Genomic DNA, 25,268 nt, shown 5'->3' on the forward strand with positions numbered 1-25,268 from the left:
AATAGTGCTTAAGCATGATTGATTATTTTAAAAAAATTATCAGTTTAAGGCAAAATCAATAATAAGAAAAAAACCTGAATCGCAATGATTCAAGTTTTTTATGTGTTCAAATTTATTGTCGGTCGTTTTGTTTGATGTGTTTTAATATATTGCCATTATAAAAATGTTCGTAACTTAAGGTAATGTCTGGTTCCACACCGTCTTCGGTATTAGGGAATTCGTCTAAGGTTTCGAATGCCTCATTGCTTTTTCCTGCGTATGCATTGACCGAAGAAATATCAACATTTGTTCCGTCAGGTAACACGGTTGGCAATATTGAATACATACCACCAGCAGTTTTTTGACCGATTAATGTTGCAAGATTATTGGTTTTAACAACATGAGCAAACATATTAGCTGCACTAAAAGTTATTCCGCTAGTTAAAACATATCAGTTATATAGATTTGCATAACCGTCATTTTGATCAAATGTACCATCATTGTTCGTATCGACTAAGTACTCGATGTCATATAGAATTTTCGACATTTTATCCATAATAACTTGTTTAATTTTTTTCTCGCTATTGGTTAAGAATCCTAAAAGTTGTTGAGCAGACAAAGGCGATCCACCGCCGTTTTGTGATATATCAAGAACTATGTTTTTGATTACATTGTTATTTTTGTTGTTGTAATCTTTGATTTGTTCCATTGCTTTTAACATAAAGAAAAATGTATCATATTTCCATAAATCATTTGCATTTACTCTACTTGGTTCAATTTCCAAATTAAATGAGTCGATAGTTATTCTCGCTGTGTCATTTTCTACTTGGAATAACTTATTTGGGTCTATTTCGGTTTCGTTTTCGCTATCAACACCATATTTTAATTCGTATAATTTATTTGCCAATTTATCATATTCTTTACTTTTAGCCGAAGTATCGACATTATTAGGTACATATTTTTCATTTGTTTGCGCATAAGATTTGGAGATTATTCTCGAGTGTGCTTCGTTTAAATATACTCCCCACAATTTTTTATACGCAGAATAATATTTACTTGGCGTTGTTGATAATAATTCATTTTCTAAATTAGTCGTCTTAGCGAAAGAATAAAAATCAATAGCATTTCCGTTGCGTTTGTATAATTCGTTGTTTAATCCATAGAAATTATCAAATAATAATGCTAGAAAATCATAATTTTCACGACGTTGTGCTCCTGTAACATTTTTGTTACCAGAGTATAAAGTTTCTATTTCTCGATCTAAGCTATCTGTGTCGGTAGTTCTACTTAGCTCATAGCTCAAAATTAATAATTTATCGTTATTATATTGAATATTATTGTAGCCGTTTGACATAAAGAATAAGTTAAATATTGCTAAAGGAATATATACAAAATTGTCTTTGACAATAATATCGAAGTTATATTTTTTAAGGTTAATATCTAAGGAATCGCTTTCTTCGACACGGTTGTATTGATAGACATTTTCACTTTCATTTAGATGAGAATTGTATTGTGGGTCGGGAGTTTCGCTTTGATCGTTAATAATAAAAGAATTTTCTGATGTGTAGGTAATTTTTTCTTGTTCAGCATCAAAAATTAAGTCATCACTATCATTAACTTTGTATGAAATTATTGATGGTTTATTTGATTTGATTTCTTTAAGTGCCGTAACACTGAAATAACCTGGAACATTTGTGAAAAATTCATTGATATTTACATATATTTGTTGATTGGTTTTATGTTTAAATAAAGACACATATGAAGGTTCACTAGTATTTTCGACTTCGTCATCTTCAACAATAAAATCATTGTTTTGTTCAATTGGGTCAATTAATTGTACATTGTTACTAATTAAGTCTAACTCAGCCGGTGTCGGAGCAACTAAGTGGTCTTTTGCTATTATATTTGTTGTCGAATCATTTTTTTCTTCGTTATTGATGTTGGTCTTTCCTTCATTATTGTTTTCGACAACAGTATTATTTGTTGAATTTTGATTTGTATTATCTTTTTGTTTATCTCTTCCTTCTTGTTTCTCAATTGCATTTTTTTCTGTATTTTCATTGCTATCTTGTTTAGTTTTTTGTTTCGTACATGATGCGGTAAATAGTGCGATCGGGAAAAAACTTGCAGAAATTGGGAGACTTATTAATTTTAAAATTTTTTTATTTCTCATACTTATTATTATATAAAATAAACCACCTTAAAATAGGACAAAAAATAAACCCGAAGCATGAAAACAAGGGTTTATTTTTTAGTATGTCGAACGCGTTGTTTAATAATCGCCGTCCCATTCGAATTCATATTCAAAAATTCTAACTGTGTCACCAGGTTGAATGCCTTTTTTGATTAAGTCGTCTCAAACGCCGATTTTTTTCAATATATTATTGAATCTTAATAAGTTATCATAACTAACCAACGGAATTTTTTCGTATAGATGTTTAATTTTAGGTCCACTAATTTCGTAAAAACCTTCATATGGTTTTATGACTTTGTATTCTTCTTCAAGCATAATTTCTACAACTGAATCTTCTTCAATCTCTTCAACAGGTTTTAACTTATTGATTTCAATCAAATTGAATAATTCTTTCTTTACTTCATCCAGATTTTCGCTTGTTAAAGCAGAGATAGATACAATTTTAATTTCAGGGTATTTTTGTTTAAATTTACTCAAATTTTGTTCAAAATCCGGTAAATCAGATTTATTAGCAATTACTAATTGGTCTTTTTTCTCCAAGTTTAAACTGTAGTTTTTTAGTTCATCTTTAATAACTTCAAAATCGGCAATTGGGTCTTTATATTCACTACCAAAGTCAACAATATGCGCTATAACACGACATCTTTCAATATGTTTTAAAAATTGAATTCCCAATCCCTTTCCTTGTGAAGCACCTTTAATAAGTCCAGGTAAGTCAGCAATTACGAATGAATTATCGTAATATTTAACCATACCAAGCTGAGGCACTAAAGTTGTAAATTCATACTCAGCCACTTTGGCTTTAGCATTCGACAAAGCACTTAGTAATGTTGATTTACCGGCCGATGGTTTACCAACCACACCAACATCAGACATAATTTTTAAAACGATATGTGCATCGTATTTTTCGCCTTTTGTTCCGTTTTCACTAATTCTTGGGGCAGTGTTACGTGGAGATTTAAATTTCATGTTTCCACGGCCACCTTGCCCACCTTTGGCAACTAAGTATTCTTTTGGTTCAATAATATCAGCAACTACTTTGCCGTCACGATAAACCACTGTACCAATAGGAACGGGAATATATTTATCTTTACCGGCAGCACCATAAAGGTTTTTAGGGCCTCCGTTAACACCATCATCGGCGGTGATTTTTTTATTACCATAAAGAGATAAGAGGGTATTTTTACCTAAATCACCAACGAAATAAATGTTTCCGCCACGACCACCATCGCCGCCGTCAGGACCACCTTTATCTACATGTGCTTCACGACGAAAAGAAATCATTCCGTCGCCACCCTTTCCGGCGATAAGCTGTATTTTTATTTCATCAATAAATCTAGCCATTTTACCTCCTTGATAAATTTATTTTTCGTTTTCGCCATTCAATCTTGAAATATAGTCTAGAATAGCAATTCCCAAACCGTGCTCTTGCACTGATCTTGTCACATATTTTGCTTTTTCTTTAACAAAATCTTTTGAATTATCCATTGCGTATGAATAATTGAAACGTTTGAACATCGAGAAATCGTTTTCACTATCTCCGATTACCATTACGTCATCAGTTGTGTATTGTTTAAAAATGTTTTGAATCATTCATGTGATTGCTTTACCTTTAGAAGCACCACGAGGTAAAATTTCTAGGTTCATATGAGTTTTAATTAATTTAACATCATAATTTTTTAGAACGTCAATTAACTCATCAACATTTTCTGTGGTTTCGAAATAAACTTCGATTTTTGAAACATTTTTAATTTCTTGTCCCTCGTATAACTCAAATTGGTCGAAGTTTTCGTACTTAAAGTAAATACGGTTTAAAAATTCTTTATCTTCATCTTTGAAAATGTAGAATGCATCTGAACTTCAACCAGCAGCAGAAACTTTTTTCTCTCTAAATAAGTCAAAAATCTTTTTAACTTCGCTCTCTTTAATAAATTCTTCACGAACGAATTTATAGTGTTTAAAATCATAGATCTGAACACCACTAGAACCGATGATGTAATCGGCATTAACTAATTTTGCCAGCTTAAACATTTTTGGACAAATAGGATTACCTGTTGCAATGTTAAAACTTAACTCGTTTTGCTTAATTATGTTTAAATTATAAATTGACACATAACCGTTGCTTGTGTAAATTGTGCCGTCAACGTCACTAAACACAATAGGTTTCTTTTTCATAATTCCTCTTTTCCGACATTTGTCTATAATCTAGTAAATAATACATTAATTTTTTATTTAAATTTATAAATTAAATAGATATTAATAAATTTTGGGGGAAAAACTAACACACTTTAAGCCATTTTGCTTAATGTTTTGTGTTTATTATCAAACATAGTTTTCTTATTAATTATAACGAAAAAAAGACATTGATCTTGTTAATAATTTTGGTGATTTTCTTTGTGAAATAAAAAGCAAAAGTTCCGCTTTTTGAATTTGACAAATGAGAACTTTTGTTTTTTTATTTCACATCTTGTTAATAATTTTGTTGACTTTCTTGCAAAAAAATAAAAAAATAAAATATACATGTGACATTCTGAGAATTCAAAACAAAGTGTCGCAAGTGTATTTTATTTAGGAGATAAAAATATGAAATTAAAAAAAATTAATGTTTTATTCATTACCTGTTTTAGCTACCGCAATAACACCATTAGCAACAATTGCATGTAATAAAGAAGACAACAACTCAAAAGCCAGAAGAAAAATTCAATGATTTAAAGAAAAATACGGCAAATTTCCAGGGTCTAAAGAATATATTGATGCTTTTTCAAGTGGGTACGACGAACTAACCAAAAATGGAGCAGAACAACTTACAGATGAGCAACTTGAGCAATTTATAAATTATATTGGTCGTATCGCAGTATATAGTGATCAAGCACTACATTAATTGAGTTTTTATATAGCACATTACGGTTTTATAACTAAGATAAATACAGAGCATCAGATTTAATTGATGCCTGTATTTTTATCAAAATTTTCAACAATGTAAGACAATAAACATCAGTAAAAAATGAAGAAAATATGGTAAAATTTACTCGTAAGTTTTACTTATATATTTATATAAAGAAAGCTAGTATACATAAATCGCACGTTATCAGATTTCACGAACTTTCAAGAATTTTGATTTTTTAAAAAAAGGAGATAAAATGACCCCACATATTCACGCAAAAAAAGGCGAAATTGCCAAAACAGTTTTAATGCCAGGAGACCCATTAAGAGCAAAATTTATTGCTGAAACTTTTTTAGAAGATGCTAAATTAGTAAACACAGTAAGAAACATGTTTATTTACACAGGTAAATACAACGGAAAAGATGTTTCAATCGCTGGTTCAGGGATGGGATGCCCTTCTATCGGTATCTACAGCTATGAATTATTCGCATTCTATGATGTAGACTCAATTATTAGAATTGGTTCTACTGGATCTTATATTCCCGAATTAAAACTTTACGATACAGTTTTAGCTACTGAAGCAGTAGCAGATAGTTCTCACTTTAGAAGATTAGTTTTAGGAAAAGAATTTGAATCAAACGTTTCAATGCCTTCTGCCGAATTAAACGAAAGATTAAAAGAATCAGCTAAAGCGCAAGATATCAAATTAATCGAAGGAAGAGTTCACTCATCAGATGTATTCTATTCAGTTCAAACACTTCAAGAAAGAATTGATGAAACACAAGCTATTTGTGTTGAAATGGAATCTTTAGCATTATTCACAAATGCCGAAAAATTAGGCAAAAATGCAGCATGTTTATTGACAGTATCAGATAATATTGCTACTCAAGAAGAAACTACACCTGAAGAAAGACAAACTGCATTTACAAATATGATGAAAGTTGCTTTAGGAGCAGTTAAATAATGAGAATTGTTGATTTAATTGAGAAAAAAAGACTAAACAAAGAATTAACTAAAGAAGAAATTCATCACTTAATTTCAACCTATGTATCAGGAGATACACCAGATTATCAAATGTCAGCCTTTATTATGGCTGTTATGTTCAATGGAATGACTAAAGAAGAAATTGCTCAATTCACTAAAACAATGATGCACTCAGGTGATGTGATTGATTTAAGTTCAATTCCAGGAATTAAAGTTGATAAACACTCAACAGGTGGTGTTGGTGATAAAACAACTTTAGCCGTTGCTCCAATTGTTGCGGCTTTAGGAGCTCCTGTTGCTAAAATGTCTGGTAGAGGATTAGGTCACACAGGTGGAACATTAGACAAACTTGAATCTATTCCTGGATTTAGATTTGCTTTAAGTGAAAGTGAATTTATCGAGCAAGTTAAAAAACACAAAATTGCAATTATTGGTCAAACAGGACAATTAGTGCCTGCTGACAAGAAATTGTATGCATTAAGAGATGTTGTTAACTGTGTTCAGTCAATTCCTTTAATCGCTTCTTCAATTATGTCTAAAAAATTGGCAACTGGTTCGGATGCTATTTTGTTGGATGTTAAATGCGGTAATGGTGCATTTATGAAAAATGAAGAAGAAGCTATTGAATTAGCGAATACAATGATTGAAATCGGTAAATCATTGAACGTTGATGTTCGTGCTGAAATCACCAACATGAACCGTCCAATCGGTAGAGAAATCGGTAACAAAAACGAAGTTTTAGAAGCAATTTGAACCCTACAAGGTAAAGGCCCACAAGATTTTAATGAGCTAGTTATTTCGTCTTGTTCAACAATCTTATTGCAATCTAAATTAGAAACCGATTACGATAGAGCAAAACAAAGAGTTATCGAAGTAATGAATAATGGTAAGGCATTGGACAAATTTATTGAAATGGTAAGAGTTCAAGGTGGTGATGCTGATATCTTAATGAAAGAAGCGGAATTTTGAAATCCAAAATACAAACACGAAATTAAAGCAACCCAAGATGGTTATTTAGAAATTTTTGATTCTTTAACATTCGGTATTGTGGCAATGAAACTAGGTGCCGGACGTGCTAAAAAAGAAGATTCAATCGACTTTGAAGCTGGAATCACATTGAATAAAAAAACTAATGAAAAAGTGCAAAAAGGTGACACTTTATTCACTCTATACTCATCAAACCCAATTGACTTAAAACTAGTCGATGAGTTAGCTAGCGCTTATAAATTCAATGATAAAGAAGTTGAAAACAAAATAATTATTGCAAAACTAGGATAGGAGAAAATATGACAAACTACAACCAAATGATTGACCACACATATTTAAAAGCTGACGCAACAACAAAAGAAATCGATAAACTATTAAACGAAGCAATTCAATACAAATTTAAAACTGTATGTGTTAATGCTTCATGAGTTCCTTACGCAAAAGCAAAATTAGCTAATAGTGGAGTAGGCATCACATCAGTAATCGGTTTCCCTTTAGGTGCTACTCTATCTCATGTTAAAGCTTTTGAAGCTGCCGAAGCAGTTAAAGCAGGAGCTGATGAAATCGATATGGTTATTAATATCGGAAAAATGAAAGAAGGCGATTACGCTTACGTTTTAGAAGATATTAAAACTGTTAAAGCTGCTTTACCTAACAATGTTTTAAAAGTTATTGTTGAAACAGCTCTATTAACTAAGGAAGAAATCGAAGAAGTGACAAGAATTGTTATGAAATCAGGTGCCGAATTTATTAAAACTTCTACTGGTTTTGCTTCAAGAGGTGCTTCTTTAGAAGATGTTCAAATAATGAAGGCAATTGCTGGCGACGCTTTATTAATTAAAGCAGCCGGTGGCATTAGCAACAAAGAAGATATGATTAAAATGGTTGAAGCCGGAGCAAATAGATTCGGAACTAGCCGTTCAATCGCTATTGTTGAAGGTAAATCTTCAAATGAAGGATACTAATTAACCCACATTACTTATAATAAAAATTCAGGTTTAATTTAAAGTTAAACTTGAATTTTTTATTTCAATAATTGTGCATTAAAAAAAATCAATAAAAATATTAATTTTTTCCGTTTTTTGCCATTTTGGATAAAAAACCTTTTTATTAGGCATGAAAAAGTGAAAGATTTGAACTCTGGGTACGCTCGTACCTATAATGGTGTTTGGGGTTACTACTTCTTTGGTAATTGATAAGAAAGAGAGTTATATAAAACCTAGAGAAACGCCAAAAGAATTTAAAATTAAAATTGAAGGTGCTGTGCTAAATAAAGGTGAATATATAGCTAAAAAAGGAGATAAATTATTTGATGTCATCAAACAAGCACAACCCTTATCAAACGCAAATTTAAAAGAAATAGACATCGGTTTGTCTATCAATAAAAATATGAGTATATTTATTGAATATGATATTGAAAAAGGCCCGTTTCTTGACTGAAAATTATTGAATAAATCAACTCAATTATCCAGATATGGTATTAAAAAAAGTATTGCTAGCAAATTGTTAAAATACAGAAAAACAAATAACAAAACAACTTGGACAAAATTAGGACAATTAAAAGGAATTGGACCAGAAACATTAAAAAAATTAAGAAAAATTTTAATTCTTTAATTTTTTTAATGCTTTTTCCTATTGTTTTACATTTATCGGCAATACCTATTGAAACTCAATACTTTTGAATATTTTTTTCAATAATTTATACATTATTTTTCGGTTTTTTATGACCTAAACAAACTTGAATAGCATTAATTTTAATACTCTGTTACATATTTTTATATCTCTTAAGAAAACCCGATGTTTATATCAGTGGTATTGAATACAATATCAAAGGCCGAATTGCTAAAACATCAAATAAATACGCAATCATCAACGTCAATAACAACAACTTATTAATTTACTTAAATAAATACACAACACCTAATCGAGTTTATGTCGGCGATATTGTCGAAATCGATGCGTTTATTGAAAAAACTGATAGTAAAAATTATTTTGCTTTAAGTAATAATATTCAATATTTTATTAAAAAAGGTTATATTAAAACCATTAAAAATCCTGATTATTCAATCGATGCTTTTATTGAAAATTATTCAGCGAGCGGCGGTGACTATTTTAAAAAATATTGAAAATTAATACTTTTTGGGATAAATAATGATTCTCAAGATGTGATTGCTAATGCAATCAAAATTAACATAATACATTTGCTGGTTATTTCGGGTTTACATTTTGAAATCCTATTTAAAATATCGAATAAATTAATCGCCAAAATTAGAAATAAATGAGTTAGCAATAGTATTAAATATTTTTGTTTAATATTAATTTTTTACTACCTTACCATTATCAATAATCCGGTACCGGCTTTGAGAGCATTTATTATGCATGTGTTTTTGATGCTTTTTCCCAAGAAAAATTGAAGTGCATTGGTTTTTAGCGCCTTAATAATTTTCGCTATTGATTTTAACAACATAATTTCGATCACTTTTTTGCTTTCATATTCAATTACGCTTGTAATATTAATCACTAATAAAATATTCACAAAGTGAAAAATAAATAAGGTATTACGTTATATATTGTTTATTATTATTCTTTATTTATATATGGTAGTGTGAACAATTAAAATGAATAATTTTGTTAACATTACTGGAATAATATATTCACTCGTTTTAGCACCAATTATTGAGATAGTATATATTTTAAGTATATTTTTTTCATTCAGTCCGCTATTTTTAAACCTAATTTATTTAATTCTTGACAAAATAATAATTATGGCAGCGAAATTTAGCATAGTTATAGCGACATCGCTAAATATTTCTCAAAAAACTTTATTAATTTGAATGATATCTTATGCATTCTTTTTACATATTCCACTGTTTTTTAGACCTAAACGTCATAAATAAAAAAATTAGCACTTTAATAGTTCGAGTGCTAATTTGTGGTAAAATAGTTATGTAAAACAAAAAAAGAAACCGGACGAAAGGAAAATAATTATGGCAAAAGAAGTTATTATTGGTATTGATCTAGGTACCACAAACTCAGTTGTTTCAATTGTGGATAATGGAACTCCTGTAGTACTAGAAAACTTAAATGGAAAAAGAACAACTCCTTCAGTTGTTTCGTTTAAAGATGGCGAAACTATTGTTGGGGATAATGCTAAAAACCAAATTGAAACAAACCCTGACACAATTGCTTCAATTAAAAGATTAATGGGGACTAAACAAACTGTTAAAGCGAACGGAAAAGAATATAAACCTGAAGAAATTTCAGCAATGATCTTGAGCAATTTGAAAAAATATGCTGAAGAAAAAATTGGTCACAAAGTAGAAAAAGCTGTTATTACTGTTCCTGCTTACTTCAATAATGCTCAACGTGAATCGACAAAATTGGCTGGTAAAATTGCCGGTCTTGAAGTCATGAGAATTATTAACGAGCCAACTGCTGCTGCATTAAGTTTTGGATTAGACAAAACAGAAGAAGAGAAAAAAGTATTGGTATTTGACCTTGGTGGTGGAACATTCGACGTTTCTATCCTTGAATTAGCAGATGGTACATTTGAAGTTTTATCAACTGCCGGTGATAATGAATTGGGTGGTGATGATTGAGATAATGCAATCGTTAAATGACTTGTTGAAAAAATTGAAAAAGAACACAACTACAATGTAAAAGAAGACAAAATGGCAATGGCTCGTCTAAAACAAGCTGCTGAAAAAGCAAAAATTGACTTGTCATCATCAATGACTGCAAATATTTCTTTACCATTCTTAATTTTTGTGGAAGGTAAAGCACCAATTAACGTTGAAGCGACTTTAAAAAGAAGTGAATTTGAACAAATGACTGCATCTCTTTTAGAAAGAACAAAAGCTCCTATCGATAGAGCTCTTTCAGATGCTAAACTATCATTATCAGATATTAGTGATGTTTTATTAGTTGGTGGTTCAACAAGAATGCCAGCTGTCCAAGCGTTAGTTGAATCTAAATTAGGTAAAAAACCTAACAAATCTGTTAACCCAGATGAAGTTGTTGCGATGGGTGCTGCTATCCAAGGTGCTGTTTTAGCAGGTGATATTAATGATATTTTATTGGTAGATGTTACACCACTTACACTAGGTATTGAAACTGAACACGGTGTAGTTGCTTCACTAATTGACCGTAACACTAGAATTCCAATCACTAAATCAAAAACCTTTACAACTGCAGCTGATAATCAAACAGCAGTTACAATCCACATTGTTCAAGGTGAAAGAAAACTAGCAAAAGACAATAAATCATTAGGAATGTTCAATTTAGAAGGCATTGATCCCGCGCCACGTGGTACTGCGCAAATTGAAGTTTCATTTACAATTGATGCCAACGGTATTACAACAGTTGCAGCGAAAGATGCAAAATCAGGGAAAGAAGAAAGTATTGTAATTAAAAACTCCTCAAAATTAAGTGACGATGAAATTGATAAAATGGTTAAGGATGCTGAAGCAAATAGAGAAGCAGATGAAAAACGTGCTCAAGAAATAGAAACTGAAGTTCGTGCTGAAACATTAATTTCAAAAATGAAACAATCACTAGACGAAAATAAAGATAAAATCAACGATGAACAAAGAAAACAAACACAAGAAAAAGTTGATGAACTACAAAAATTACTAGATGATAAAAACTATGAAGAACTAAAAGCAAAACTTGACGAAATTGATAAAGCATTTGAAATGATCTCGAAACAAATGCAAAACCAAGAAGCTAATAAAGAAGCACAACCAGACGGTTTTAAAGAAGAAGATTCTAAATAATAATACAAAAAAATATTGAGGAATTTGGTCCTCAATATTTTTGTTATTTTCTGTGATTTATTATTTTAAATTTAAATAATCTCTTTTTTTATAAATAATATAATTTAACAAATAAATTTAGGAGGAAAAATGAAAATAAAAAATAAATCATTGTTTAATAGTATATTGCTGACATCATTATCACCAATAACCGCATTAGCAGCAGCATGTACTAACGATAATAAGGGGAAAAAAGGTGACGAAAATGTCAACAACCATGAGGTTACTAAAAAACTAGCTGATAGCAAAAATGAATTAACTAGATTAGTGCAAAGACTAAATACCGAAACATCTTTTCCTGAAGCAAAATATGATGATTTGAGTAAATTAATCAATCAATTTATTGAAAAAATGAACAATTTCAATCAATTAAGTGACAACGATAAAAAAATGTTGCTTAATAGTTTAACAAATGATGTTCAATCTTTTAAAAACAGATTTAATTTTGTCAAAAATATCAATGTTTATTTAGGTGTGTTAAACAAAATTAAAGCGGATTCTAATCAATACAGTAATGATGAAGGTTTTCAAAATTTACTTAATGAAGCACAACTATTGGTTGAGTCAAATGTTGAAAAAGCATTAAACTTATCAATTTCGCACACTGAAATTAATTCATTGTCGAGTGCTATGGCAAAATATCCAGCAGACTTAAATACAAAATATAGTAAATTTAAAAACAAATACAGTGAAGAAAATAGAGAGAAAAATACTGTAAATTCATACATAAATTCAGTAAAAAATCAAATTGAATACTTAACACAAATTAAAAATGAAACTTTAAAAAATGAAATTAGTTCAAATTTAAATCAATTTATTCTTAAAACAGAACAACCAAATAAAACATCAGAAGAAATAAAAGAATTAAGAAAAGAAATTGTTAATATTTACGAACAAAATGAAGTAAAAATCAATAAAAGCATTCAAGTACAAAATGCATCTGAAAATTTAAGTGTAAATGAATATTCATATGTCAATTACTTTCCGGAATATGACGTTAAGTCAGCAAAAATTTCTTTATACAAAGAAACTAATGAAGTTGTTCCTTATGTTGGTTTATTAGATATCATCTATAAAATGAATGGTGTGTATCAAAGTAATAAATTTAAGTTATTATCACACGAAGGCAATTTGTGAACATTTAGAGTTGCTGACCAAGTAAACATAAAAGTTAATACTGACGCTGGTGTATTCGAAGCTGATTCACCATACTTTTCGAGAATCACCGAACCATTGCAAGGTATGGATTATTTACAATTTTTAAAATCAAAAAATTCACAAACTCATCAAGGTAAACCAAAAGTTACTTTTAATTTAAAAGAAGCTGGACTTAAATTTATTAACAAACAAAATGATTTATTAATTCCTCTATCTATTTTCAATATCTTATTCAATTCGCCAAATTATTACAACCTTTATTTTGAAGGGCAATATATTTATGGTGTTTCAATGTATGTTGAAGCTGGCAGACCAAATTATGAAACAATTAAAACAAATGCACTTAATAGAGCAAGTCAAACAACTAAGGACAGGGAATATAACTTCAATGTGTTGAGATTCTTGATGAACAATTTTTATGGCTTAAAAGACAGAAAATTTAAAGATCAAAAATGAGAACAAACTATTACCGAATTTGATAAAGATTTATTCTTATCAACTAATACTGCAGACAATAATGAAGCAATAATGAATTTAATTTACACTGATCTGAAAGATAGACACTCATCAGTTCACTCATTGTCTTTTTATAACCAACCTGAACTCCAACCTGATGTTAGAGCCCAAAACCAAAATGCTACTTGACTAACGCCTTATTTATCAACTTTATTTTTACAAAGCCAAAAACAAGAGTACTTTAAAAGTCAAAACCTTGATTCAAGAAATTCACTATTTGCAGCTTACAACACAACCGGATATATTATTCCACCAAACTTTACAGTAGGCTCTAAACGGGCAATTGAGACTGAAAATGCTCTTTCCGATACATTCATTTTATTCAAAAAATCAATGGAATTGATTGAAGAAAACAACAAAAAAGCCGATAGTACAAAAATTAAAAATATCGTTATTGATTTATCTCTAAATGGTGGCGGTTTGTCGGCGGCTTTAATCAAAGCATTAGGCTTTTTGACTGATAAACCAATTACTAATATTCAAGTTAATAAATTAACAGGTGCATTCACTTTTGAAGAATACGATGTCGATGCAAACGCCGATAACAATTTTGATGATTTAGACGGATATGGCGAAAAATATAAATTCTATATTTTGAGTAGTATCAATACATTTTCATCAGCAAATATAATGACTGGGATTGCTAAAACTAATAATCTCGCAGAAGTTATAGGTCATAAAACTGGTGGTGGAGCATTTTCGATTTTACCGACAACTTTACCTGATGGAACTTCATTGTCAATTTCATCTGTTGAAGGAAATTACACATCTAATAAAGCCTTTGACCAAGTTGATTCGATTTCTGAATTAATCGACATTGAAGGTGGTGTTGAAATTGATGAAAATAGAATGATAGAGTACTCAGATTATTACGATTTACCTTACATTGATTTTCTAATCAATAAATGACAAGGCAATAATATTGCCAATCCACACGGTCAAACAAATCCAAACACAAATCCATATAATATACCAACATTAGAATCGCAAAAAAATTATATTGACTCTTTATTTACTCAGGATACTTACAATATTACCCTTGAAAATAAAGATGCTAAAAGTTTTGTGCATGATAGTTATGCTATTTTACCAACAAGCAACAATAATCAAGATTATAGTCCCTTTAATATTGCTAATTTAAGATTGCAAGATTTATTCAGCAAATTAAACATTACGAATTATGACTTGTCAAAATCGCCATCCGCAGTTGGTATGTTTGTTAGAGGTATAACTAATAATCAAGTCAAAGTACAAATTCCATTTTTCGAAGTAGGTAGAACTCTACTTTCAAAAACAATTACAATCAATATTAATTCAACAAATTAATAGCAAAATCTAGCAGCGCTAGATTTTTTGTTTATTGTTTTAGCACTCAATGATTGACACATTATTTATAATATGTTAATATGATGAAAAATGAAATAAACGAATTTGTAATTAAATCTTCAATCGATAGAGCACAATTAGTCTGCTATGATTTTGCTCCGCAAACTAACAAACCTAAAATTATCGTCCAATTATGTCACGGGATGATGGAACACGCTTTACGCTATAGCGAATTAGCACAATTTTTAAGTAACAAAGATATAAAAGTTGTTGGCATGGATAATCGTGGACATGGTAAAACCGGAGTTAAAACAGGCGTTTTAGGCCATATCGATGATCAAGATGGAGCAAGAAAATTAATCAATGATATGCACGATTTATACCAATTTTGACACAATAAATACCCAGAAGCAAAATATGTTATTTTCGGACATAGTATGGGTTCGATAATTTTACGAAATTACCTGATTTTGTATTCAAAAAGTTTAAGTGCCGCTATTATTAGTGGCACAAGTGGTTTTGCCGGCCTTAAAGAAAAATTAGGTTTATATATTGCCCAAAAATTTGTTCAAAATGAAGGAGCAAACAGCTATAATCGCTTCATTAATAATTTAGCATCAAAAAATGTCAATAAAAGAGTTAAAAACCCACAGACAAAGTTTGATTGACTAACAAGCGATCAAAGTGAAATTGATAAATTTATGAATGATGATTTATGCGGTTTTTTATGCACTAATAGTTTTTATGTTGACCTAGCACGCTTAGCCATTAACATGGGTAATAAGAAATATAAAGCACTTTTAAATAAAGATTTAAAAATGTTTTTTATTGCTGGCGAAGATGATCCAATTGGAAAATACGGGAAAGGTGTTATTAAAAGTGCGAAATACTACAAAAGTGCCAAATTAAAACATGTGGAAGTTAAAATTTATAAAAAAATGCGCCACGAAATACACAATGAAATCAATAAGAACATTGTTTTTAAAGATCTTAAAACATATTTAGAAAGTCTAATTTAAATAGCTCGCAAAATTAAAAATTCTCTTATTTTGGGAATTTTTAATTTTTGTTATTTTTTTTCGTTATTGTCTTAAAATTATATTATGAATAATCTCGCAAATGAATTACGACCACAAAAACTCGACGATATTATCGGTCAGGTCAATAATATAAAATTACTAAAGCAAATTGTTACCAAAAAACTACATACAAGTTTTATTTTTTATGGCGAAGCAGGAACAGGCAAAACTTCTTGCGCAATTGCATTAGCTAATGAGCTAAAGCTCAATTACGCAATCTTCAATGCTAGTATTCATACTAAAAATGATTTAGTGCAATCTATTGAAAATAATGACATTGTTATTATTGATGAAATACACCGCTTAAATAAGAATTTGCAAGATATTCTTCTCTCTTATTTGGAATTTGACAAAATAATTATTTACGCAACAACAACTGAAAACCCTTATTTTAGAGTTAATCCGGCGGTTAGAAGCAGAATGCAAATTTTGCAGTTTCGTAAATTGGAAGAAGAAGAAGTTTTTAACGCAATTAAAAAAGTTACAAGCAAAGTTTATCCTGAGTTAAAAATCAGTGATAAAAATTTAAAAATATTAGTAAAACATTCGTCCGGAGATTATCGTTTTTGTTTAAATAACTTGCAAATGTTGGCAATTCTCAATAATGGCGAAGAAGTCGAAGAAGATACAATTAAAACTTTGATTCCTAATGTTAATTTTTATTCAGATATGGACGCTGACGCACACTATAATAATTTATCTGCATTTCATAAATCAATGCGTGGCTCTGATGTTGACGCTGCTTTATACTACGCAGCATTGATTTTGAAAACTGGCGATTATCAAGGCCTATTTAGGCGTATAACAGCGATAGCTTATGAAGATATCGGTTTAGCTGATCCTAACATCGCCTTGCGTGTTGAAGCTGCAATGAATGCGGTTGAAAGACTAGGTTTTCCGGAGGCTAATTTACCGATTTTTTATCTTGTTAGCTATATTGCTCTTTCACCTAAAAGTTCAACAACTTACAAAGCAATGAAAAAAGTTCAAAGTTTTATTGATCAAGGTAATATTTACGATGTGCCAAGTATTTTACGAGAACGTGCATACGCATCAGCGGCAAAATTAGGTCATGGTGTTGGCTATAAATACCCACATGATTACCCAAATTCGTGAGTAAAACAAACATATTTACCAAAGAAAATACAGAATGTTAAATTTTTTACTCCTGGCGAAAATGACGCAAAAAAAATAGTTGATTACTATAAATTAATTGAGAAATGGAAGGAAGAAAAATAATGAATATAAATTTTGATGAAATCAACACTCTTGAAGAGTTAAAAATTGCTAAAAGCAAAATTTATTCAAAGGATGGTGAAATTTTTAAATTACAACTACAATTAAAATCAGCTCCGGTCGAAGAGAAAAAAATAATTGGGCAACAAATTAATAAATTAAAAACCGAATACGAAAATCAATTTGAAAAAGCAGAAAAAAGAATTGAAGAGTTACGTATTCAAAAAATAGTTGATTCTTCACGCATTGATGTTAGTGAACCGTTATTAGCAAGTGGTTCTTTACACCCTATTACTATCATTGAAAATAGATTGCGTGATTGATTTATTCAAAATGGTTATTTTGAATCAAAGGCAGGCGAAATTGTTTCGGATTATTATAATTTTGAAAAATTAAATATTCCACCTGATCATCCTGCTCGTGCAATGCAAGATTCTTTATACTTAAACGCCACAACCCTTTTAAGAACCCATAATACTGGTATAAGTGCTGTTGAATTAGAAAAAAATGTGAATAAAACAATGAATAATTTTGCAATCGGTAAAGTATACCGTAACGATGAAGATGATGCTACTCACTCACACCAATTTACACAATTAGATTTTGTTAGCGTGGGTAATGTGAGTTTTCCAAACCTTATTTGAACTCTTAAATCTTTACTTTCGTATGTTTTTGAAGAAGAAGTTGAACTAAGATTGCGTCCAAGTTTTTTCCCATTTACTGAACCTAGTGTTGAAGTAGATATATTTTACAAAGGGAAATGAATTGAAGTTTTAGGTGCGGGAATGCTGCATCCGAATGTGATGAATTTAGCTGGCTATGATTCGAAAAAATTTAATGCCTTTGCAGCCGGTATCGGTATTGAAAGATTGGCTATGATTAAATACGAAATTAAAGACATTCGCGAATTCTATAATAATGATTTAAGAACACTAAATCAGTTCAATGGCGAATAAATTTACTGAATTTTTACACAAAGAACAACAAAAAGATTATTTTATAGAATTAAAGCAAAAACTAAAACTTGAACAGGAAAAATACACAATTTATCCAAGCGACAACGATCGTTACCGAGCATTAGAATTTTTTGAACCTGAGGATGCAAAATTAATTATTTTAGGACAAGATCCTTATCATTTACCAAACCAAGCAGATGGCCTGGCGTTTAGTACCAAACAAAACCAGTGTCCGCGCAGTTTAGCTAACATGATTAAAGAATTGTTAAAAGATTATCCGCAAGCAAAGATTGAAACATTTAGTTTAGATTCATGAGCTAAGCAAGGAGTATTACTTCTGAATACAGTTTTGAGCGTGCGTGAAAAAGAGCCTAACTCACATAAATATTTAGGTTGAGAAAAATTTGTACTTAATTTATTGCAATTTGTGTATGAATCCAATAGTAATGTTCTCATCGCCTTATGGGGCAATCAGGCCTTAAAATTTGTGCAACCGCTAGTTGATTCAGGCGTAATTAATGCAAAAAATATGATTGTATGTTCACACCCCTCTCCTCTATCGTATTCAAGGGGAAAAGTGAGTTTTAAAGACTTTAATTTTTATAAAAAAGTCAATGCAAAACTGCTAAATCCAATAGATTTCAGTATAAGAAAGGAAAAATAATGATTATTACATTAAAAGAATTAAATAAATTCCTACCTAATAAACATTTAGATTTAAGTGTAGAAAAAGATATCAATAATTTAGGATATGAAGTTGAATCGATAACTCCGTTAAGCAAAGTAAGAGGTGTTAAATTTGCTAAAGTTATTAATGTTTATCCTAACCCAAATTCGAAAAACTTAACCGTGGTGGAGCTTGAATTAGATAAAGCAAAAAAAATCACTATTCAAACAAACGCAAAAAACGCAAGAGTTGATGCCTATACTACTGCCTTTGTTGAAGGTTCAACTAATGGTGAAATAATTTTTGGTAGCAAAAAAATGGCGGGTATTGAATCGCAAGGTATGCTGTCAAATTTTAACGAATTAGGTTTTGATATTTCTAAATTACCATTTAACGAAGATGATTTAATGATGCTAGATGAACAATTGCCTTTAGATGCTGATCCGGTTGAATATTTTGGTTTAGATGATTACATTATTGACATCACAACACCGGCTAATCGTTCAGATGCCAACTCATATTATGTTTTAGCCAGAGAATTAGCAGCATACTACAATACAGAATTCAATTGATTTGACTGAGAAAACAAGAAAATTAAAGAAAAATTCAAAGCACACATCACTGCAAAGAAAAATGATCAAAATGCTTTAGCATTAATGGAATTAAAACACAAAAACAACAAAACTTCGTTATTAGATATGTTGTTTTTGGCTAAACATGGTGTTGATGCTAAAGGAATTTGAGCAATTGACGTTACGAATTTAACATTGTTATTTACAGGTGCTCCTACTCATGCATATGATAGAAACAAAATTGGCTCACGTGTTTCTACTCAAATTTATTCAGGGGAAGTAGAAGTATTAGGTAATAAAGTGGTTGAAGTTAAAAACGTTTTAGCTATTCATGACAACGAAAAAGTTATTTCGTTAGCTTCGCTTATTGGAGCACAAAATTCAGCAGTTGATGAAAACACAAATTTAGTTGCTTTTGAAATTGGTTCTTTTGATCATAAATTAATTCGTCATGGTGCTAAAGAAATTAAAATGGAAACTAGTTCAAGTATTCAAGCAGGCCGTGTTGTTAGCACCCAAATGGTGCGCTTAGGTATGCAATATTTACAATATAAAGCCCATCAGGATAAAAATCAATTTAGCAATGTTGTCGGTTTACCGGCTGCTAAAAAAGGCGTTTCTGTTTTGCAAAACCGTAAAAAATTAGCTATTTATGCTAATTGCGAAATCGGAGAGTTGAAAAAATTTGCTAATGTAGAAAAGCAATTATTAACTATTGGTTTCAAAATGGACAAAAACAGAATTACTGCACCGAATTATCGTCGTGACATATCAAATTATGAAGATATTATTGAAGAGTATTTTAGATTTTATGGCTATGATAATTTCAAACCAGTTGCCCCAAATTTAGTACCTTTTAAAGTAGCTCAACGTGATATTTCAAAATCATTATTGCAAGCAATGGGCTATAACGAAGTGAGAACTTTTACATTAGAGAGTGCGCAAAACAATTGATTAAATCCTTTTAAATATGATAGCGAAATTAAACTTGAAACATTTGTTTCTAAAGAACGTGAAGTTATTCGAAATTCAATCATTACTTCAATGTTGCAGGTCGTTGAATACAATTTCAAACGCAAAATTGAGAAAATCGATATTTTTGAAAAAGGAATGATTAATTACAATGATTATGCGGTTGGTTTAGTTTCAAATACTAAAACATATAGCCAAATTAAACAAGACATATTCAATTATCTTAAACAAAATACACTGAAATTTGTCCCTTTTGTTGATGATGAACACATTAATCATAATGTTTCAGCAAAAATTATTTTAGACAACAAAATGATTGGCTGAATTGGTAAAATTCACCCTTGTTATTCTAATTTAGATGTTTGAGTTGCCGAATTTAAAGAGTCAACAAATACTGAAAAAGTAACATTCAAACCTTACAATAGCAATCCTTTAAAGACATTAGACATCACATTCGAACTTGCTAAGGATGTTTCTATCGGCCAAAATATTGATGACATTAAAGATAACTTCAACGTTTTTGCTATTCAAAAAATTGATGAATACCATACTGAAAAAACTAAAAAAATCACACTAAGAATTAGTGCTGATGGTGAAACTATTGAACTACTTAATCAAAAATACAATTAGAGGTAAAAATGTATAAACTTATTGAACTTAATGACAAAGAGATTGAAAAAGCTATTAATAACGAAGTTAAAAGACAAAATGAACATATTGAGTTAATTGCCTCGGAAAATTATGTTTCGGATGATGTTTTAAAAGCAACAGGGAGCGTTTTAACAAATAAATATGGTGAGGGTTATCCTGGTAGACGTTACTATGGTGGTTGCGAAAATGTTGATATTGTTGAACAATTGGCTATCGATAGATTAAAGAAACTATTTGGTGTCAAATTTGCTAATGTGCAACCTTATTCAGGCTCTGTAGCTAATGCAGCAGCCTTAGCTTCAATTGCTCAGCCTGGTGCTAAAATAATGGGCCTTTCTCTTAATTCTGGTGGTCACTTAACACATGGTTATAAAATCAGTTTCAGCGGAATTTTTTATGAATCAGTTTCATATGAAGTTGGTCAAGACGGTGTTTTAGATTATGAAGCGATTAAAGAATTGGCAATTAAAGAAAAACCAGCAGTCATAATATGTGGTTATTCAGCATACCCAAGAATTGTAGATTTTAAAAAATTCAGGGAAATAGCTGACGCTGCCGGTGCTAAGTTAATGGCAGATATTGCACACATTTCAGGTTTAATTATTGCCGGCGTACACCCTTCGCCAGTTGGCTATGCTGATATTATTACTTCAACCACACATAAAACATTGCGTGGTGCACGTGGTGCAATAGTAATGACTAATGACGAAGAAATTGCTAAAAAAATAGATAGATGAGTATTTCCGGGATACCAAGGTGGTCCACTATTTCATGCAATAGCTGGTAAAGCTGTTGCTTTTGGTGAAGCGCTAAAACCCGAATTTAAAACCTATGGTGAAAATATCGTCAAAAATGCCCGTATTTTTAGTGAATGATTCATTTCGAGAGGTGTTGAAATAGTTTCCGGTAAAACTGAAAATCATTTATTTACCATCAATGTTTATAAAAGCTATGGCTTAACCGGTAAAGACGCAGAGAAATTGCTAGGTTTATTCAATATAACTGTAAATAAAAATACGATACCTAATGACTCATTAAGTCCGATGGTGTCTTCGGGCATTCGTATCGGTGTTGCAGCAATGACCTCGCGTAACTTCACTAAATGAAATGAATTAGCATCAATCATTGATTTTATTTTACGAAATCATGCTAATATAACTCAAAATGAAACATTATTCTCTGAATATAAAAATAAAGTAGTTTCCCTAACGAAAGAATTCCCAATTATTACACAATACTAACAACAATATAATAAGCAAAATCCAGGTAAAATTACCTGGATTTTTTAAATAATTTAACATTATTCAAACACTAATTCGGTAGCAAAACCGTGATTGTGGAAGACATATTCAGTGTCGCCATTAAATACGACATCAATTAATTCTGGATAGTCACTAAACGGATTTCTATTTTGTTGGTGTTGATATATTCCGTTATTTCTATCTAAATCAAATTGGGTAATTGGGTCAAGTTTAGATCATCTTAACATAGTATCCAAAAATGGTTTTCTAATCGAGTTTCCATTTCTAGAATCGAAAAATCTATTGCTTGATTCGTTGTTTGTGATGTTTTTATCTTGATATGTGATCGCAAAGTATAAGAATGCTCGAGCAACATCACCTTTAAACTCGTTAATTACTTCAGTAACAGGTTGGCCATCTTCAACACTAGTCCCGACTTTTGTTCCGTTTTCAGAGGTAAATGTAGCACGACTAACTTCACCATAAGGATAATTTCCGTGTGCTTGGTTTACTGTCGCATCTGTTGGTCAAACATGGTGTGCATCATTACGCATTGGCGAAGCCTTACTAAATCATGATTGCGCAACTAAGTGCTCTCTATTTCAACCTTTACCTTCATAACCAGATCCGCCTGTGTTGTTGAAACCATAAATGTGTGGATCATTTCCTTGCGGATCTTCTTCGTAAATATCCATTAGTGAATTATCTTTTTCATAGTATTTATCGACAAATGAATTACGATATGTCGCATACAAATCATTATAGTTTCCGGTCGTATCTCGGTGCATTTTTTGTAAATTAATTAAGGCATTTATCAATTCTTGGCCACTTTTTCCTTCTAAACTTTGGTAAAAATTACTTTCGACATATTTAATGCTTTTGGCAGTTTTTATTGACGGAGCTACTAGATTTTCATAAACTCCATCTTTCGTTTTTCTTACTGCTACGCTTTTTTCCTCACCGGTGGTTGTTGTGTTTGCATCTGTATTGTCGTTATTATTTGCACTTGAATTGACTGAGTGATTTGTTTGTTTTGTTTCGTTGTCTTTGATACCTAATGTTGAATTATCTCTAACAAATTTAGTCTGGTAAACTTGGGTAGAAATTAATGGATTTTGTCCTTTAATATATTTTGATGATTTGTAACTTAAAATTATTTCATCATCGGTTATTTGGTATTTAATTTCATCATTATTTTTATCGCCTTGATTAATATCGGGTGAAGCGATGTTGAAAAATTTAGGTGGAGTATTTTTAAATTCAAATACTGTTTTTGCGCTTGATCATTCATTTCTTGATGGTCTATTTTCACTCACAACTAAAGCATTTTTTGAAAATGAGTAAAATAGTTTCTTACCATTAATTAAATTAATGATATTTTCATTAACTTCCGCAGAAATTTTTAATGCGTTATTTAGATTTAAAGTTCAACTTGCAAAAGATGGGTCTTGAGAAGTTAACTCTTTTTCGTTATTAACAGTATTATTTTGTGCATTAGAATCAGAATTAGTTTTCGAAGCGGGCTTTGCAGGGTTAGATTTTTGATTATCTTGTTGTTTTTTTCCTTGACAAGCTGCAGCGCTTATCCCGCTTAATAGTGTAGTTGCGATTAAAGATGGGTATAATAATAGTTTTTTTTGTAATTTTTTCATTTCTTCCTTATTTTAAATATTTTTGAAAATATGTTTTCATTCGATTTTGCATCAATTTAATTATACTAGAAATCGACGCAATGCAGTGTTTGGGTGTTATCGCTGGTTTTGGATATGAAACAAAAAACAAAAGTTCCAATTTTTTGAATTTAACAAATGAGAACTTTTGTTTTATATTTCATAGAGAACAAATACCTAATTATTTCGCTTTTTAACTCGCTTTAATTTTTACTTATTTACTTAGTTTAAAAAAATTATTGATTATGCAAATTATTATCCAATTCATCGATCAGATCGAACATATCTTTGAAAATATTGTCTATAGCAAACCCTTTTTTATCAAATTCGCCATCATTAATTTTCTTATTAAATAATTCATTTGTGCTGGCACCTTCAAAAGTTATGGTCAATTGTCCGTTTTTATTATTTTGTGAATCTTCTTTTTTAACTTTGCAAACTAATAATGTTAATGGTACTAAGTCAAAACTATTGTCAGAATGATCGTTAATATAAGCACGATATGCTTCTACAATTTTTTTAGTCTTATCTTTGTCGTAGTCATTAGTGGCATCTTTTACTTCAATAATAAGTTGATGATTGCCGTATTTAATTACAATGTCAGGGAAAGAGTTTTTAATATCATAATCTTTACTATAGTATTCATAATTTACACCATTTAAAGCCGGGTTTTTGCTTCAAATTTTTACTTTGTCGTAAAATGCTTGAACATTATTTTTGTATTTTTCTTTAAATACATTTTTTAGTGCACTTAAAATAATTTCTTCATTATGACTGTCTAAATAATGTTTATATTTTTCTTTTTCATCAATGAAAAACGTGTTTTGATAGGCGTAATTTAATTTCGCTTCATCAAATTCATTGTCAAAGGCAAAATGTAAGTCATTATTTATTCATTGATATTCATTGCTTGGTAAAGAGTTTTGTTTAGACAATATAAATTCTTTTTCGTGCTGACTTCTTTTGTGTTTATTTATTTGTTCTTTATGAATTTGTTTAATTTGACTAATGTAAAGATAACTAATTACAAATCAAATTAGATTAGCTGAAATATATTCAGGTTTATTAGGATCATCGATAAATGTTGATTTTATTCATTTATTAATGTTGTATTTTGTTGTATCAATAAAATATGTTTTGTTTGTATATAAAAAATTTTCAATGTATAGCTCTAGCTCAATTGAATTAGTGATTTTATCTTGGTCATTAATTTTTCTAAAATCTTCATTTTTGTCATTTTTTAATAATTCCGCTTTGGGTGCTAAATAACCATATTCATTAAAATGTTGTTGTAGTTCCTTGCATTCAGCAAGAATATCTTTTTTAGATAAAACACTAATTAGTGCGTCATTATAGGCTTGGGTGTTTGATACCTTTTTTAA

Annotated in this window: 19 protein-coding genes; 14 read left to right on the forward strand and 5 right to left on the reverse strand. The window is 30.3% G+C overall.

Going from position 1 to position 25,268, the window contains the following annotated elements:
* Positions 1-112 precede the first annotated feature (112 nt).
* The 3 genes from N1F73_RS01900 to N1F73_RS01910 all read right to left on the reverse strand — a co-directional run bounded on the left by N1F73_RS01900 (position 113) and on the right by N1F73_RS01910 (position 4,348).
* On the reverse strand, positions 113-2,152 hold the full coding sequence (locus N1F73_RS01900) for a S41 family peptidase (protein ID WP_260359753.1): 2,040 nt from the start codon (positions 2,150-2,152) through the stop codon (positions 113-115).
* 99 nt (positions 2,153-2,251) lie between these two features.
* Positions 2,252-3,517: a GTPase ObgE gene (gene obgE / locus N1F73_RS01905; RefSeq protein WP_260359754.1), complete on the reverse strand. Its 1,266-nt coding sequence runs from the start codon at positions 3,515-3,517 to the stop codon at positions 2,252-2,254.
* 18 nt (positions 3,518-3,535) lie between these two features.
* The gene (locus N1F73_RS01910) at positions 3,536-4,348 is read right to left on the reverse strand and encodes an HAD family hydrolase (RefSeq protein WP_259290177.1); all 813 of its coding nucleotides are present in this window, start codon (positions 4,346-4,348) and stop codon (positions 3,536-3,538) included.
* A gap of 427 nt (positions 4,349-4,775) precedes the next feature.
* Here N1F73_RS01910 and N1F73_RS01915 point away from each other — a divergent pair, with 427 nt between their 5' ends.
* From N1F73_RS01915 to glyA, 14 genes are all read left to right on the forward strand, one after another.
* Positions 4,776-5,054 carry a hypothetical protein gene (locus tag N1F73_RS01915; protein ID WP_260359755.1) on the forward strand — a complete coding sequence of 93 codons (279 nt, stop codon included), beginning with the start codon at positions 4,776-4,778 and terminating at the stop codon, positions 5,052-5,054.
* 259 nt (positions 5,055-5,313) lie between these two features.
* Complete coding sequence (deoD, locus tag N1F73_RS01920) at positions 5,314-6,021, forward strand: purine-nucleoside phosphorylase (RefSeq protein ID WP_259290180.1); 708 nt, start codon at positions 5,314-5,316, stop codon at positions 6,019-6,021.
* The gene (locus N1F73_RS01925; protein WP_259290181.1) at positions 6,021-7,319 is read left to right on the forward strand and encodes a pyrimidine-nucleoside phosphorylase; all 1,299 of its coding nucleotides are present in this window, start codon (positions 6,021-6,023) and stop codon (positions 7,317-7,319) included. Before deoD ends, N1F73_RS01925 begins: the two co-directional genes overlap by 1 nt.
* 8 nt (positions 7,320-7,327) lie before the next feature.
* A complete protein-coding gene (gene deoC / locus N1F73_RS01930; protein WP_260359758.1) occupies positions 7,328-7,993 on the forward strand; it encodes a deoxyribose-phosphate aldolase in 666 nt (221 codons plus the stop codon).
* A gap of 196 nt (positions 7,994-8,189) precedes the next feature.
* Entirely contained in the window at positions 8,190-8,642 is a 453-nt protein-coding gene (locus N1F73_RS01935; RefSeq protein WP_260359760.1) for an MAG0490 family ComEA-like DNA-binding protein, read from the forward strand.
* Positions 8,567-9,925, forward strand: coding sequence for an MAG0480 family ComEC-like protein (locus N1F73_RS01940; protein ID WP_396888679.1), 1,359 nt, complete (start codon positions 8,567-8,569; stop codon positions 9,923-9,925). Before N1F73_RS01935 ends, N1F73_RS01940 begins: the two co-directional genes overlap by 76 nt.
* 90 nt (positions 9,926-10,015) lie before the next feature.
* Positions 10,016-11,803, forward strand: coding sequence for a molecular chaperone DnaK (dnaK, locus tag N1F73_RS01945; RefSeq protein WP_259290185.1), 1,788 nt, complete (start codon positions 10,016-10,018; stop codon positions 11,801-11,803).
* A gap of 129 nt (positions 11,804-11,932) precedes the next feature.
* Positions 11,933-14,842: a S41 family peptidase gene (locus N1F73_RS01950; RefSeq protein WP_260359765.1), complete on the forward strand. Its 2,910-nt coding sequence runs from the start codon at positions 11,933-11,935 to the stop codon at positions 14,840-14,842.
* An 80-nt stretch (positions 14,843-14,922) separates the two neighbouring features.
* The gene (locus tag N1F73_RS01955; RefSeq protein WP_260359767.1) at positions 14,923-15,861 is read left to right on the forward strand and encodes a lysophospholipase; all 939 of its coding nucleotides are present in this window, start codon (positions 14,923-14,925) and stop codon (positions 15,859-15,861) included.
* 84 nt (positions 15,862-15,945) lie between these two features.
* Positions 15,946-17,160, forward strand: a complete 1,215-nt coding sequence (locus tag N1F73_RS01960; protein ID WP_259290508.1) for a replication-associated recombination protein A — start codon at positions 15,946-15,948, stop codon at positions 17,158-17,160.
* On the forward strand, positions 17,160-18,113 hold the full coding sequence (gene pheS, locus N1F73_RS01965) for a phenylalanine--tRNA ligase subunit alpha (protein ID WP_259290509.1): 954 nt from the start codon (positions 17,160-17,162) through the stop codon (positions 18,111-18,113). Before N1F73_RS01960 ends, pheS begins: the two co-directional genes overlap by 1 nt.
* Positions 18,103-18,777, forward strand: coding sequence for a uracil-DNA glycosylase (locus N1F73_RS01970; protein WP_260359769.1), 675 nt, complete (start codon positions 18,103-18,105; stop codon positions 18,775-18,777). Before pheS ends, N1F73_RS01970 begins: the two co-directional genes overlap by 11 nt.
* Entirely contained in the window at positions 18,777-20,954 is a 2,178-nt protein-coding gene (locus tag N1F73_RS01975; RefSeq protein WP_260359771.1) for a phenylalanine--tRNA ligase subunit beta, read from the forward strand. The genes N1F73_RS01970 and N1F73_RS01975 overlap by 1 nt, the downstream gene beginning before the upstream one ends.
* 8 nt (positions 20,955-20,962) lie before the next feature.
* Positions 20,963-22,216: a serine hydroxymethyltransferase gene (glyA, locus tag N1F73_RS01980; RefSeq protein ID WP_260359773.1), complete on the forward strand. Its 1,254-nt coding sequence runs from the start codon at positions 20,963-20,965 to the stop codon at positions 22,214-22,216.
* 59 nt (positions 22,217-22,275) lie between these two features.
* Here the strand turns inward: glyA and N1F73_RS01985 are convergent, their stop codons facing one another.
* On the reverse strand, positions 22,276-23,868 hold the full coding sequence (locus N1F73_RS01985; protein WP_260359778.1) for an endonuclease: 1,593 nt from the start codon (positions 23,866-23,868) through the stop codon (positions 22,276-22,278).
* A 254-nt stretch (positions 23,869-24,122) separates the two neighbouring features.
* A partial coding sequence (locus N1F73_RS01990; RefSeq protein WP_396888682.1) for a hypothetical protein occupies positions 24,123-25,268 on the reverse strand: 1,146 nt, incomplete at its 5' end.

It is taken from the genome of Mycoplasma sp. HS2188 (genome assembly GCF_025209835.1).
Taxonomy (GTDB): domain Bacteria; phylum Bacillota_I; class Bacilli_A; order Mycoplasmatales; family Metamycoplasmataceae; genus Mycoplasmopsis.